This is a genomic window from Streptomyces sp. NPDC102259, from assembly GCF_044766465.1.
Lineage (GTDB): Bacteria > Actinomycetota > Actinomycetes > Streptomycetales > Streptomycetaceae > Streptomyces.
Genome location: NZ_JBIWMA010000025.1, coordinates 63,075 through 76,416, shown reverse-complemented (window position 1 = coordinate 76,416; position 13,342 = coordinate 63,075). Strand labels below are relative to the sequence as shown.

Here is a 13,342-nt window from a genome sequence, read left to right as displayed (position 1 = left end):
GTCAGGTAGTCGCCTCCGTACGTGATGTACACGTGAAGGGGCCCGGAGCGTCAGCTCCGGGCCCCTTCACGTATGCGTCCGGGGGTTACGCGGTCTGGTGGGCCAGCAGCGCCAGCGCCGCCACCAGCACCGCGAGCAGCGCGATCAGCGCCATCGGGTTCAGCCCCGCGAAGAAGTTGTCCTGTTGCTGCAGCCGCTCGCGGTTCGCGCGGCACACCGGGCACCGGCCCTCGCTCACGGGCGCGGCGCAGTTAGCGCACACCAGCCGGTCGTACGTCATGCGCTCGCCCTCCTTGCACCGGTTCCATGTACACAACGCCTCGGGGAACGGGAACGTTCCCCCTCCACTGTGCCAGGTTCCTCCGGGGGCCGCGCGGCCCACCCGGAGAGCGGGGGGCGTACAAAGTCCCGTACAAAAACGCACAAGCCCCACTCAACCCCTCGCGACGCCTGCGCCGCCCTCCCCGGTTCGCGTATGGTCACGCTCATCTACCCCCGGCGACCCGTGGTGCACCCGTGATCCGATTCGACAACGTCTCCAAGGTCTACCCCAAGCAGACCCGCCCCGCACTCAGGGATGTCTCCCTCGAGGTGGAGAAGGGCGAGTTCGTGTTCCTCGTGGGGTCCTCCGGCTCCGGCAAGTCCACCTTCCTGCGGCTGGTCCTCCGCGAGGAGCGCACCAGCCACGGTCAGGTGCACGTCCTGGGCAAGGATCTCGCGCGCCTCTCCAACTGGAAGGTGCCGCAGATGCGCCGCCAGCTGGGGACGGTCTTCCAGGACTTCCGGCTGCTGCCGAACAAGACGGTGGCGGAGAACGTCGCCTTCGCCCAGGAGGTCATCGGCAAGTCGAAGGGCGAGATCCGCAAGTCCGTGCCGCAGGTGCTCGACCTCGTCGGGCTCGGCGGCAAGGAGGACCGGATGCCCGGTGAGCTGTCCGGTGGTGAGCAGCAGCGCGTCGCCATCGCGCGGGCCTTCGTGAACCGGCCCAAGCTGCTGATCGCGGACGAGCCCACCGGCAACCTCGACCCGCAGACCTCCGTCGGCATCATGAAGCTGCTCGACCGGATCAACCGGACGGGCACGACCGTGCTGATGGCCACGCACGACCAGAACATCGTGGACCAGATGCGCAAGCGCGTCATCGAGCTGGAGCAGGGCCGCCTCGTCCGCGACCAGGCGCGCGGCGTCTACGGCTACCAGCACTGACCGCCCCCGCCATCGCCTCCGCCCCCGCGGACGTCCCCGGAAAGGCCTGAACAACTCGCCATGCGCGCCCAGTTCGTACTGTCGGAGATCGGTGTAGGTCTCCGCCGCAACCTGACGATGACCTTCGCCGTCGTCGTCTCCGTCGCCCTGTCCCTGGCGCTCTTCGGCGGGTCGCTCCTGATGAGCGACCAGGTCAGCACGATGAAGGGCTACTGGTACGACAAGGTCAACGTCTCGGTGTTCCTCTGCAACAAGAGCGACGCCGAGTCCGACCCGAACTGCGCCAAGGGCGCGGTCACCGCGGACCAGAAGAAGCAGATCAAGACCGACCTCGACAAGATGGGTGTCGTCGACCAGGTGACGTACGAGTCGCAGGACGACGCGTACAAGCACTACAAGGAGCAGTTCGGCGATTCCCCGCTGGCCAGCTCCCTCACCCCGGACCAGATGCAGGAGTCGTACCGCATCAAGCTGAAGGACCCGGAGAAGTACCAGGTCATCGCGACCGCCTTCGACGGGCGGGACGGCGTGCAGTCCGTGCAGGACCAGAAGGGCATCCTGGACAACCTCTTCGGGCTGCTCAACGGCATGAACTGGGCGGCGCGGGCGGTCATGGCGCTGATGCTCGTCGTGGCGCTGATGCTGATCGTCAACACCGTGCGCGTCTCGGCCTTCAGCCGTCGGCGTGAGACGGGGATCATGCGGCTCGTCGGCGCCTCCGGTTTCTACATCCAGGCGCCGTTCATCGCCGAGGCCGCGGTCGCCGGACTGATCGGCGGCACGGTCGCCTGCGGATTCCTGGTGATCGCCCGGTACTTCATCATCGACAACGGCCTGGCCCTGTCCGAGAAGCTGAATCTGATCAACTTCATCGGCTGGGACGCCGTGCTGACGAAGCTTCCGCTCATCCTCGCCACGAGCCTGCTGATGCCCGCGTTGGCCGCGTTCTTCGCGCTGCGCAAGTACCTCAAGGTGTGACGCACGCCCCGAGGGCCGTACGGTCAACCGACCGTGCGGCCCTTCGCGTTCCCCTAGACTCACCGCCATGTCAGGCCGTGACCTGTTCTGTCAGCCCCGCCGTTTCGGCCGCGGGGCCGCCCTGACATTGGTGTTCGCGAGCGTGCTCGTCGCCGGCGCCGCCACCGGATCCCTGCCGGGCGACCCCGGAGAGGGCGGGCGGAGCGCCTCGGGCGCCGCGCCCTCCCCGGCCGGTCACGCCGAGGACGTGACGCGGGCCGCCGAGGAGGCCGCCGCGGACGGCAAGTCCCCGATGGAGGCAGCCGAGCGCGCCGTCAGCCGCAGCGGGGACCGCTGGGCGGCCGTCTACTCCGAGGGCGAGTACGAGGAGTTCGAGGCGTCCCTCGACGGCCGGTACACCGGCGTGGGCCTCGAGGCGCGGGGCGACCGGGACGGCCGGATCGAGGTGACCAAGGTGCAGTCGGGGTCGCCCGCGGCCGCCGCCGGGGTCCGCGCGGGCGACCGGCTGCGCAGCGTCGACGGACGGTCCGTCGAAGGCCTCCCGGTCACCGACGTCGTCTCCTTACTGCGCGGTGACGCCACGGGCGCGACCGTCGGCAGCACCGTCCGTCTCGGCCTGGAGCGCGGCACGCGCGCGTGGACCGAGACCCTGCGCCGGGCGCTCCTGTCCACGGACTCCGTCACCGTCCGTCGGCTTTCCGACGACACCACCGTCATCACCGTCGCCGCGTTCACCAAGGGCGTCGGCGACAGCGTGCGCAGCGCCGTCCGCCGGACCCCGGCCGGCGCCGGGATCGTCCTCGATCTGCGCGGCAACTCCGGCGGCCTGGTCACCGAGGCCGTCTCCACCGCCTCCGCCTTCCTCGACGGCGGCCTCGTCGCCACCTACGACGTCGACGGCGACCAGCGCGCCCTGCACGCCCAAGGCGGCGGCGACACCACCAGCCCCCTGGTCGCACTCGTCGACGGCGGCACGATGAGCGCCGCCGAACTGCTCACCGGCGCCCTCCAGGACCGTGGCCGCGCGGTCGTCGTGGGCTCGCGCACCTTCGGCAAGGGCTCGGTCCAGATGCCGAGCCGGCTGCCCGACGGCTCGGTCGCCGAGCTGACCGTCGGGCACTACCGCACCCCTTCCGGGCATGGTGTCGACGGCCGGGGCATCACCCCCGACCTGGAGGCGGACGACGGGGCGCTGGAGCGGGCCGAGACCGTGCTGAGCGGACTCGGGGACGTGCCCTGAGCGACCGCCGCGTAATCGGCTTTCCCTCAGCGGGCCTCCGGGTGCGAAACTGGCTGCACTATGAGCAAGGGAATGTACGTACCGAAGGAGTCCCAGCCGAAGCAGGGCGGGGCGGCCGCGTCCGGCAAGGTCAAGGACGGCAAGCGCAAGATCGTCGCGCAGAACAAGAAGGCCCGGCACGACTACGCGATCATCGACGTGTACGAGGCCGGTCTCGTCCTCACCGGCACCGAGGTGAAGTCGCTGCGCGAGGGGCGCGCCTCGCTGACCGACGCCTTCGTCCAGATCGAGGGGAACGAGGCGTGGCTGCACGCCGCGCACATCCCCGAGTACTTCCAGGGCAGCTGGACCAACCACTCCGCGCGCCGCAAGCGCAAGCTGCTGCTGCACCGCGAGGAGATCGACAAGCTGGCGGTGAAGGCCGAGGAGACGGGCCACACGATCGTGACCCTCGCCGTCTACTTCAAGGACGGCCGGGCGAAGGCCGAGATCGCGCTGGCGCGCGGCAAGAAGGAGTACGACAAGCGGCAGACCCTGCGCGAGCAGCAGGACCGCCGGGAGACGGACCGGGTGATCGCGGCGGAGAAGCGCAGGCAGCGGCACGCGTAGCCGCCGTACACGGGCTGCGGGTCGGGAGCCGCGGGGAATATAGTGGCATCGACGTGCGTTGGTCACGTACGATGGCACACGTGCTCCACAGCGGGCACGCGGTTTGAAAAATCAACATGGGGATGATCGGTTTCGACAGCGACTGTTGAAGCAGGGGAAGCGTGTCGAGGAAGCGGCAATGATCTCGTAAACCATATGTCGCAAAAAATAATCGCCAATACCAAGAGCGATTCCCAGTCCTACGCTCTCGCTGCCTAATAAGCAGTGAGGTAGGACCCTAAAGGGTGTCAGCCCGGGAGTGTTCCCGGCCCGGATCCTGGCATAATCTAGGGAACTAAACCTTGATCCCGGTCACGGGGTGAAGAGGGAAATCAAACAGTGACTGGGCCCGTCGGCGACTTGTTCGCGGGATCGCCGGGGCCGAGAAAATCACAGCGAACTGCACACGGAGAAGCCCTGATTCTGCACCGTTGGACGCGGGTTCGATTCCCGCCATCTCCACTCATCCCATGTGAACAGGAACCCCGTCGCTCCCGAGCGGCGGGGTTCTTGTCGTGCAGGACGTACGAGGCAGCGAAGAGGGAGGCCCGGTGGAAGACCCGCCGCACATCACGCTCCTGGGCGAGTACCACGCGCGCCCGCTCCGCAGGGGTCTCTACGACGATTTCGCCCCGGACGACCCCCGGGCCGCCCTCGGCCTGTCCGCCGCTCTGGTCGCCGACCTGTCCGCCTGGGCGATCGGCATCGACGCCGCCATGAACACCTGGCTGGCCGACCGCGACGACATCCGCTGGGACGCCGCGTTCCTGCGCCTGCACGAGGAGGGCGAGACGCTGGCCGAACGCCTCGCCCGGGAACTCGCCCCCGGCCGGACCGTGGGCTACGAAGGCGTCCAGGGCGTGTCCTGCGCGCTCCTGGGGACCCGCCTCGGCAACCCGGTCAGCGTGGACTGACCGTCCGCGGCGCCGTGCTCGCCCGCCGGGTCATCGTCGGCGGCAACAGCGTCGCCTCGGGCACGGTCTCGCCGTCGAGCTTGCGCATCAGCAGCTCCACCGCCCGCTCGCCCACCTCCGCCGACGGCAGCGCGATGGAGGTGACCGGCACCCGGAGCCCGGCGGCGAGCTCGTCCGGGCAGATCGCGGTGACCGACAGGTCGCCCGGCACCCGCAGTCCCAGCTGCTCGAACGCGTCGACGAGGGGCTCCAGGACCGCCTCGTTGTGGACCACCACCCCGGTCAGCGCGGGCTGCTCGCGCAGGAGCCGCTCCGCCACCCGGCGGGCCGCGGCCGGGGTCGCCTCGCAGGGGTGGACGGCGGAGGCGAGCCCCGCCCGGTCGGCGGCCGCGGTGAACCCCTGGACCACGCGCTGCGCGAACGCCGTCCCGCGCACGTACACCTCCGGCGGCGACCCGACCAGAGCGACCACCCGGTGCCCGAGCTGCGCCAGATGCTCCACGCACCGCTCGCCCGCCGCTCGGAAGTCGAGGTCGATGCAGGTCAGCCCGTCGGCCTCGAGCGGGAAACCGATCATCACGGACGGCCGGTCCAAGGAGCGCAGCAACGGCAGCCGGGGGTCGTGGAGCTGGACGTCCATCAGGATCAGCGCGTCGACCAGGGCCGTGTCCGCGACCCGGCGCAGCCCCTCCTCGCCCTCCTCCTGGGTCAGCAGCAGCACATCGTGGTCGTGCCGCCGGGCCGCCGTCACCACCGACACCGCGAACTGCATGACGACCGGGACATGGATGCCGGCCCGCAGCGGCACCACGAGCGCCAGCACGTTCGAGCGGCTGCTGGCCAGCGCGCGGGCGCCGGCGTGCGGCCGGTAGCCCAGCGCGCGGGCGGCCTCCTCGACCCGCCGCCGGGTCTCCTCGGAGATCGGGCGCTTGCCGCTCAGCGCGTACGACACCGTGCTGGGGGAGACCCCGGCGTGCCGCGCCACATCGGTGATCTTCACCATCAGGCCCGCTCCCGGTCGTCCGGGGTCTCCAGGGTCAGGAACCCGGTGCCCGCCGCCGCCCGTGCGACCCGGTCGCCGGCCGCCAGCGCCCAGGGCGCCGAGGGGTCGCTCGCGGACGCCCGCAGGGTGTCCCCCTCCCGCACGACGGTGAAGGTCACGTCGCCGACCCGTACCGTCACCTGGGCGCCGCGTTCCAGGCCGTAGGTGCGCAGGGTGACCCCGTCGGCGTGCGGGTAGTCCGGCCGGTCGGCGTGGGCGCCCACCGGGAGCACCGCGCCCGGCCGCACCAGCAGCGGCGCGCTGAGGAACCCGTGGCGCTCGCGCACCCAGCGCGGCCCGGTCACCGTCCGCCCGGTCAGGTATTGGGTCCAGACGCCTTCGGGGACGTAGTACGTCACGTCCCCCGCGTCGTCGAACACCGGGGCGACCAGCAGGTCCGGGCCGAGCATGTACTGCCGGTCCAGGTGCGCGCACCCGGGATCCGCCGGGAACTCCAGCACCATCGCCCGCATCACCGGCGTGCCCTCCTGGTGGGCGACGCGGGCGGCCTCGTACAGGTAGGGCATGAGCCGTAGCTTCAGCCGGGTGAAGTGCCGGGCCACGTCCACCGACTCCTCGTCGAACAGCCAGGGCACCCGGTACGAGGAGCTGCCGTGCAGTCTGCTGTGCGAGGACAGCAGGCCGAAGGCCAGCCAGCGCTTGAACAGCGCGGGCGACGGGGTGCCCTCGAAGCCGCCGATGTCGTGGCTCCAGAAGCCGAACCCGGACAGGCCCAGGGACAGTCCGCCGCGCAGCGACTCCGCCATCGACGCGTACGTCGCCTCGCAGTCGCCGCCCCAGTGCACCGGGAACTGCTGGCTGCCGGTCGTCGCCGATCGTGCGAAGACGACCGCCTCCCCCTCGCCCCGGTGCCCCCGCAGCACGTCGAAGACGGTGCGGTTGTACAGGTACGTGTAGTGGTTGTGCATCCGCTCCGGGTCCGAGCCGTCGGACCAGGCCACGTCGACCGGGACGCGCTCGCCGAAGTCGGTCTTGAAGCAGTCGACGCCCTGGGCGAGGAGCGCCTCCAGCTTGGCCGCGTACCAGTCGCGGGCGGCGGGGCTGGTGAAGTCGACCAGGGCCATGCCGGGCTGCCACAGGTCCCACTGCCAGACGCTCCCGTCCGGCCGCTTCAGCAGGTGGCCGAGCGCCCGGCCCTCCGCGAAGAGCGGCGACCGCTGGGCGATGTACGGGTTGATCCACACGCTGACGTGCAGGCCCTTCGCCTTCAGCCGGGTCAGCATGCCCTCCGGGTCGGGGAACACCCGCGGGTCCCAGCGGAAGTCGCACCAGTGGAACTCGCGCATCCAGAAGCAGTCGAAGTGGAAGACGGAGAGCGGGAGTTCGCGCTCGCGCATGCCCTGGATGAACGAGGTCACCGTCTCCTCGTCGTAGGAGGTGGTGAACGATGTCGACAGCCACAGGCCGAACGACCAGGCGGGCGGGAGGGCGGGGCGGCCGGTGAGGGCGGTGTACTTGCGCAGGATGTCCTTCGGGGTGGGGCCGTGGATGACGTAGTACGTCAACTCCTGGGTCTCGGCGCTGAACTGAACCCTCGATACCGCCTCCGAGCCGACCTCGAAGGACACCTTGCCGGGGTGGTCGACGAAGACGCCGTAGCCCGCGTCCGTGAGGTAGAACGGCACGTTCTTGTAGGCCTGTTCGGTCGCGGTGCCGCCGTCGGCGTTCCAGATGTCGACGACCTGGCCGTTCCTGACCAGCGGTCCGAAGCGTTCGCCGAGGCCGTAGACGGAGGTCCCCACCCCCAGGTCGAGTTGCTCGCGCAGATAGTGGCCGCCGGTGGCCGCGTCCCGCATGATGCCCATGCCCTTGGGGCCGCTGGAGGTGAGGGTGCGGCCGTGGGCGAGGAACTCCACGTGCCAGGGACCGGAGCGCGCGACCCTCACGGAGAGCGCGCCGGAGGTCAGGGTCGCGCAGTCGTCATCGTAGGAGAGCTGGGGTGCGGGCTCCGCCTCGGTGAGGTCGAAGGCGGGCTCGCGGGGCCGCTCGCCCGTGAAGTGGGTGAGGGTGAGGCCGACGACGTCGGGCATCGGGGTGTGGGCGGTGATCGTCATGACCGGTCCCGTCATCAGGTCGCCGCGGCTGCGGATGGGCCGGGTCGGTGCGTGGATCTCCAGGACGCCGTGCGACTCGGTGACGTCGAGGACCTCGGCCGGATGGGCGGCCGTGACGCCCTCGCGCAGCAGCCAGTAACCGTCGGTGAACTTCATGGGTGGGGGGTCCTTACTGCTCGGTCCTCACTACTTCACGGCGCCCACGGCGATGCCACGGGTGAGGGTCCGCTGGAAGACGAGGAAGAAGACGAGGGCCGGGAGTACGCCGAGGAGGGCGGCCGCGTTGGTCATCGTGGCGTCCATCAGGCGCTGCCCCTGGAGGACGCCGAGGGCCACCGACACGGTCTGGTTGTCGTTGGAGATCAGCATGACCAGCGGGAGCAGGAACTCGTTCCAGGTCCAGATGAAGAAGAAGACGAGGAGCACGCCGAGGGTGGGGCGGCTGACCGGGACGACGATCCGCCACAGCACCTGCCACTTGTCGGCGCCGTCGATCCGGGCCGCCTCGATGATCTCGCGCGGGAACCGGCTCAGCACGGACGAGAGCAGATAGGTGCCGAAGGCCGCCTGGATCACCGTGAAGACGATGATCACGCTGAGCCGGGTGTCGTACAGGCCGGCCTGCTTGCTCAGGTAGTACACCGGGTAGACCAGCGCCTCCTGCGGAAGCATGTTGGCCAGCACGAAGAAGGCCAGGATCCAGGTGCGGCCCCTGATCCGCCCGATGCCGATCGCGTACGCGTTCAGCACCGACAGGACGACCGCGAGCACCGCCACCGAGCCGCTGATCAGGACCGAGTTCAGCAGCTTGCGGCTGTAGTCGACGCGTTCCCAGAAGTCCTTCAGACCGTCCAGGTACAGCCCGTCGGGCAGGCTCAGCGGGCCGTTGCGCGAGTACTCCGCCGGGGACTTGACCGCGTTCACGGCGACGACCAGAAAGGGCACGATCATGAAGAGGGCGGCCAGGCAGAGGGCCGCCAGGACGGGGTAGCGGCGCAGGGCTCGTACGGCCTTCACGTCCGGAGTCCTTCCTCCGCGTCCTCCGCCCGGGTCTGCAACCGCAGGCCGACCAGGGAGAGGGCGAGGATGATCACGGTGAGCACGGTGGAGATCGCGGCGCCGTAGCCGACCTGCGTCTTCTCGAAGAACGTGGTGAAGGAGAAGTAGGAGGGGACGTTCGTCGCGCCGCCGGGGCCGCCCTTCGTCAGGACGTACACCGCGCCGAACACCTTCAGCGCGGCGATCGTGCACCAGGTCAGCACGACGTAGATCTCCGGGCGGATCTGCGGCAGCGTGATGTGCAGGAAGCGACGCCACCAGCCGGCGCCGTCCAGCTCGGCCGCCTCGTACAGCTGCGGGTCGACGCGTTCCAGCCCCGCCATGAAGACGACCAGCGGGAAGCCGAGCTGCACCCACACCATCACGCCCATGACGCTGTAGAGCGCGAGGTCGGGGTCGCCCAGCCAGTCCTGCCGCCAGGAGCCGAGACCGACGGCCCGCAGGAGCTCGTTGAGCGAGCCGTCGTCGGGTGCGAGGATCCAGCTCCAGACGATGCCGGCGACCGCGATCGGCAGCACCTGCGGGAGATAGAAGCAGGCGCGCAGGACGGCCGCCGTCCGGCTGCCGAAGTGCTTGCCGACATGGTCGAAGAGGGCGGCGGCCAGGACCAGTCCGACGGCCGTGGGGAGCGCCGCCATCGCGACGACCATGAAGAGGCTGTGCCGGAAGCTCTCCCAGAACTCGGCGTCGTCCATCAGCTCGCGGTAGTTGGCGAGCCCGGACCACTCGGGGCTGCCCACCCCCTGCCAGTCGGTGAAGCCCACCCATGTGTTCATCAGGAACGGGACGACGATCACGGCGAGGAAGGCGAGAGCGCCGGGGAGCAGGAACAGGGCGTAGGAGTTCCGGGCCGGGCGCGGGTGAACGGCCCTGTGCTGCCTGCCGCTCACCCGCCCGCCGCGTTCGACGGTCACCGTCATGTCTTCGGTACGCCCTTGTCGTACGCCTCCTGCAACGCGTCCAGATAGCCGTCCGGCTTCTCGCTGCCGGTGATCAGCTTCTGGGTCTCGGAGACGAGGACGTCGTAGAAGCCGGGGACCGGCCAGTCCGGGTAGAAGGCCAGGCCGTCGCGGCCGGACAGGGTGTTGAAGTCGGTGATGAGGCTCTTGGACTTCGGGTCGGTGACGGCGGCCGGGTCCGCCGCGACCGGCACGCCGCCCTTGTTGCCGAGCAGGTTCTGGATCTTCTTCGACATGGTGATGTCGATGAAGTCGTAGGCCAGCTCCTTGTTGTGGGCGCTCTTGGGGACCACCCAGAGGTTGCCGCCGGAGCCCGCGGTGAGGTTCGAGCCGGGCCACAGGGTGGTGCCCCAGTCGAACTTCGCCTCGTCCTGGAAGCGGCCGTACCACCAGCTGCCGGAGAACAGGATCGGCGCCTTGCCCTGGATGAAGGAGACGCCCGCGTCCTCCGCCTTGGCGCTGGTGGAGCTCTTGCCGATGTACCCCTTCTTCACCCAGTCGGCGAAGGTGTCGGCCGCGTACGTCCAGGCCGCGTCGTGGAAGTCGGTCTTCTCGCCCCGGTACAGCTCGTAGGAGTCGACCCAGGAGCGGTCCGCCTTGGACAGGGCCAACTGGTAGACGTACTGCTGGGCCAGGTACTCGGCGCCGGAGTTGGCGAGCGGGGTGATCTCGTGCTCGGCGAAGGCGTCCATCGCCGCGACCAGGTCGTCGAACGTCTTCGGCTCGGCGAGCTCGTACTTCGCGAACAGGTCCTTGTTGAAGTAGACCATCGTGTACTCGGCGTAGTTGGGCACCCCGTACCACTTGCCGGAGCCCATCACGCCGTTCGCGTCGTACCGGCTGGTGGTGCGCACCCCCGGGCTGAGCAGCTTGTCCCAGCCGCGCTTCGTCACCTCGGCGGACAGGTCGGTGAGGAGCCCCTGCTGGGAGAGCAGGCCCGCCGTCGCGTTGCCCTTGTTGTACTCCATCAGGTCGGGCGCGTCGGAGGAGTTGAGGACCATCGGGGCGGTCTTCTGGATCTGGTCGAAGCTCTTCTCCTCGAACTCCACCTGCACGCCCGGGTGCTGGGCCTCGAACTCCTTGATCGCCGCTGTCCAGGCCGCGCCCATCGCGCTGTTCGGGGCCTCGTAGTGCCACAGCCGCAGGGTCTTGGCGTCGGAGGCGCCGCCGCCGTCCGAGCCGCCGCAGGAGGCCAGGAGCAGCGATGCGGCGAGGACCGCCGCCGCGCTCGCCGTTCCCCGTCGTGCCATCACACGCCTTCGTGCCGTCAACATCCTTTTCCTCCAGGGGAGTCGGATGGATCTGAGGGCGTCACGGTGCGTCCATCGAATCGATTCGATGGGTGACGTCGAAGCGCTTCGACGGGGGAAGTTATGTGGCTGCTGTGGTCACGTCAATGGGGCGGGTGGGAAAAACGGGCAATCCGGTGTCGACGCCGGTGAACTTTCCGGCCATGCCTGGAGCGGATCTCCGCCCGCTCCGCGGAGCTGCCTCTTTGTCGAGCTATGTCGCTGATGTGATGAAAGGGTCAGATCCCTTCGATCTTCGATGTGCATCGGGGGTCACTTTCGGGATCGGGGTGATCGGAGTGCGACCGTCGAGGCTCGGGGAGGGTCGGTTTCCAGCCATGGACAGAGGCGCGAATTCTGTCCATGTATGACACATCGCGAACGCAGGGCCCAAGCCTGCGCTAGATTCGTGGACCTGAGCGCAATGGGATAAATGGGGCGCTGGGACTGGGTGGGGGCCCGGTTTCGTCGACGTGCGCTCAGGGTCGTCGGCGCACCCGGAACGGTTCTGTGGGGGGAAGTACGCGCATGAAGAATTGGCGAGAAGACGCCCAACCGAAGTGGCCGGAGGCGGCATCACCGACCCGGGACGTGCCGGCCGTGGGGCCAGGGGTCCAGGGCTTCCCCGGAGTCGGAGGGCAGCCTCTGACGTCCATGGCGGGAGAGAGCACCAGATACCGGTCATTAATGGATGTACCGCGTGATAGCGGCCTGCTGTCGGCCTTGAACGCCTCGAACGGTCTTTCCGAAAACGAACGGTCGAGCGATCTCCGCGATCCCTGGGGAGAGCAGCCCGGCGGCGCGGACGGGAAGGAGAACGACCCGGGCGAGGTGACCGTCCAGCTCGACTCCCTGAAGAAGGGGCGGCCCGACGGTGCGGAGGCCGCCTCCGACGTCCCGGTGTTCGTCGACGAGTCGGGCCGGCGCGGTCGTACCTTCCGCCGTATCGGCATCGTCGTGGGCACCGCGTGCGGGGCGTACGCCGTCGTCATCGTGGCCGCGCTGCTCTCGGGCAACGCGGGCGCGCCCTGGCTGCCGGTTCCCGTGCCGGGCCAGGCCGACGACAAGCCGGCGGCCGGCAAGGTGGACAGCACGTCGTCGCCCGACAAGTCCGCGAGCCCGCGCAACGGCGTCCCCGGCGGCAAGGTTCCGGGCGGCTCGGGTGCCACCGCCACCGCGTCCGGCGCCGTGCCGGGCAAGGCCGGTGCGAGTACGGCGCCGGGCGCGTCGGGGAGCGTGGCTCCGTCGAGCGGGGCGTCCCCGGCGGCGCGGCCCTCGGCGACCGGGTCCACCCGCCCCAGCGCGGGCGCCACCGCCACGGCCTCCTCGACGTCCGGCCCGAGCAGTCCGGTGGTCGCGCCGACGCCGTCCACGCCACCGCCGGCCTCCTCACCCGCGGCCTCTCCTTCGACGCCCTCCTCGCCGTCCCCGGCCGGAGGAGCCTCCACCACGGTCGCCGACGGCCCGCCGGAACCGGTCCCGGCGGCATCGAGCCCGGCAGCCTGACCGGGACCCCGTGAGAGTCGCCGGCCGACGGGCCTCACGGATGTCACCGGCCTCGGTGCGCGGTGCACCCCGCCGACGGCGACCGGCTTCGGCGGCCACGGCTTCGGTGGCCACGGCTTCGGTGGCCACGGCTTCGCCGACCCTGCCGGCGGCCGCGCCTTCGGACACCCGGGTCGACGGGCCGCACCACGGGGTCCGGCACCACGGGGCCCGGCATATGAAGTCCCACCTCTGTCAGCGATGTCTTGGATGTCTTGCCACTCGCTCCTCGCCGCTTCAGCTCGCGGCGCGTACCTTCGCCCGACCTCGTCCCCGGAGAACCACCTCTCATGGCACCACGTACCAGCCGCCGCTCGACCCGACGGTCAGCTGTCGGGCAGCCCGCGCACTCGTCCGGCGGCCACGCCGCGTCCGCTTCACCGTCGA

The 13,342-nt window shown here is 69.9% G+C and carries 12 protein-coding genes and 1 other RNA gene; 7 read left to right on the top strand and 6 right to left on the bottom strand.

All coding sequences use genetic code 11. The features are described from left to right. Window positions 1–85 precede the first annotated feature (85 nt). On the bottom strand, window positions 86–280 hold the full coding sequence (locus ACIRPU_RS36830; RefSeq protein WP_020132389.1) for a hypothetical protein: 195 nt from the start codon (window positions 278–280) through the stop codon (window positions 86–88). A 236-nt stretch (window positions 281–516) separates the two neighbouring features. Here ACIRPU_RS36830 and ftsE point away from each other — a divergent pair, with 236 nt between their 5' ends. From ftsE to ACIRPU_RS36800, 6 genes are all read left to right on the top strand, one after another. Beyond that, window positions 517–1,206 carry a cell division ATP-binding protein FtsE gene (gene ftsE, locus ACIRPU_RS36825; RefSeq protein ID WP_020132390.1) on the top strand — a complete coding sequence of 230 codons (690 nt, stop codon included), beginning with the start codon at window positions 517–519 and terminating at the stop codon, window positions 1,204–1,206. Window positions 1,207–1,266: 60 nt separating this feature from the next. Then, window positions 1,267–2,184: a permease-like cell division protein FtsX gene (gene ftsX, locus ACIRPU_RS36820; protein ID WP_355701677.1), complete on the top strand. Its 918-nt coding sequence runs from the start codon at window positions 1,267–1,269 to the stop codon at window positions 2,182–2,184. Between the two features lie 67 nt (window positions 2,185–2,251). Then, window positions 2,252–3,424 (top strand): S41 family peptidase, encoded by a 1,173-nt coding sequence (locus ACIRPU_RS36815; protein WP_403875223.1) that lies wholly within the window; start codon window positions 2,252–2,254, stop codon window positions 3,422–3,424. Between the two features lie 60 nt (window positions 3,425–3,484). Beyond that, window positions 3,485–4,033: an SsrA-binding protein SmpB gene (smpB, locus tag ACIRPU_RS36810; protein ID WP_403875221.1), complete on the top strand. Its 549-nt coding sequence runs from the start codon at window positions 3,485–3,487 to the stop codon at window positions 4,031–4,033. Between the two features lie 118 nt (window positions 4,034–4,151). Next, window positions 4,152–4,537: a transfer-messenger RNA gene (gene ssrA / locus ACIRPU_RS36805) on the top strand. Between the two features lie 86 nt (window positions 4,538–4,623). Then, window positions 4,624–4,986 carry a hypothetical protein gene (locus ACIRPU_RS36800; RefSeq protein WP_403875219.1) on the top strand — a complete coding sequence of 121 codons (363 nt, stop codon included), beginning with the start codon at window positions 4,624–4,626 and terminating at the stop codon, window positions 4,984–4,986. Here ACIRPU_RS36800 and ACIRPU_RS36795 read toward each other — a convergent pair. The 5 genes from ACIRPU_RS36795 to ACIRPU_RS36775 form a co-directional block, all read right to left on the bottom strand. Then, a complete protein-coding gene (locus tag ACIRPU_RS36795) occupies window positions 4,973–5,989 on the bottom strand; it encodes a LacI family DNA-binding transcriptional regulator (RefSeq protein WP_403875217.1) in 1,017 nt (338 codons plus the stop codon). The two genes, ACIRPU_RS36800 and ACIRPU_RS36795, sit on opposite strands and share 14 nt — an antisense overlap. After that, window positions 5,989–8,259 (bottom strand): alpha-xylosidase, encoded by a 2,271-nt coding sequence (gene yicI / locus ACIRPU_RS36790; RefSeq protein ID WP_403875215.1) that lies wholly within the window; start codon window positions 8,257–8,259, stop codon window positions 5,989–5,991. The genes ACIRPU_RS36795 and yicI overlap by 1 nt, the downstream gene beginning before the upstream one ends. A gap of 30 nt (window positions 8,260–8,289) precedes the next feature. Then, the gene (locus tag ACIRPU_RS36785) at window positions 8,290–9,054 is read right to left on the bottom strand and encodes a carbohydrate ABC transporter permease (RefSeq protein WP_403875280.1); all 765 of its coding nucleotides are present in this window, start codon (window positions 9,052–9,054) and stop codon (window positions 8,290–8,292) included. Between the two features lie 62 nt (window positions 9,055–9,116). Further along, window positions 9,117–10,082, bottom strand: a complete 966-nt coding sequence (locus ACIRPU_RS36780; protein ID WP_403875213.1) for a carbohydrate ABC transporter permease — start codon at window positions 10,080–10,082, stop codon at window positions 9,117–9,119. Next, window positions 10,079–11,371 (bottom strand): ABC transporter substrate-binding protein, encoded by a 1,293-nt coding sequence (locus ACIRPU_RS36775; RefSeq protein ID WP_403875211.1) that lies wholly within the window; start codon window positions 11,369–11,371, stop codon window positions 10,079–10,081. The genes ACIRPU_RS36780 and ACIRPU_RS36775 overlap by 4 nt, the downstream gene beginning before the upstream one ends. Window positions 11,372–12,133: 762 nt before the next feature. Between ACIRPU_RS36775 and ACIRPU_RS36770 the strand changes: the two genes are divergently transcribed. Further along, window positions 12,134–12,916, top strand: coding sequence for a hypothetical protein (locus tag ACIRPU_RS36770; protein WP_403875209.1), 783 nt, complete (start codon window positions 12,134–12,136; stop codon window positions 12,914–12,916). Window positions 12,917–13,342: the final 426 nt, after the last annotated feature.

Excerpts from the sequence above, each read along its gene's own strand:
- ACIRPU_RS36815 (WP_403875223.1), top strand. The coding sequence starts at position 2,252 with ATGTCAGGCCGTGACCTGTTCTGTCAGCCCCGCCGTTTCGGCCGCGGG.
- ftsX (WP_355701677.1), top strand. The coding sequence starts at position 1,267 with ATGCGCGCCCAGTTCGTACTGTCGGAGATCGGTGTAGGTCTCCGCCGC.
- ACIRPU_RS36775 (WP_403875211.1), bottom strand. The coding sequence starts at position 11,371 with ATGGCACGACGGGGAACGGCGAGCGCGGCGGCGGTCCTCGCCGCATCG.
- smpB (WP_403875221.1), top strand. The coding sequence starts at position 3,485 with ATGAGCAAGGGAATGTACGTACCGAAGGAGTCCCAGCCGAAGCAGGGC.
- ACIRPU_RS36785 (WP_403875280.1), bottom strand. The coding sequence starts at position 9,054 with ATGATCGTGCCCTTTCTGGTCGTCGCCGTGAACGCGGTCAAGTCCCCG.
- ACIRPU_RS36795 (WP_403875217.1), bottom strand. The coding sequence starts at position 5,989 with ATGGTGAAGATCACCGATGTGGCGCGGCACGCCGGGGTCTCCCCCAGC.
- yicI (WP_403875215.1), bottom strand. The coding sequence starts at position 8,259 with ATGAAGTTCACCGACGGTTACTGGCTGCTGCGCGAGGGCGTCACGGCC.
- ACIRPU_RS36780 (WP_403875213.1), bottom strand. The coding sequence starts at position 10,082 with ATGACGGTGACCGTCGAACGCGGCGGGCGGGTGAGCGGCAGGCAGCAC.
- ACIRPU_RS36830 (WP_020132389.1), bottom strand. The coding sequence starts at position 280 with ATGACGTACGACCGGCTGGTGTGCGCTAACTGCGCCGCGCCCGTGAGC.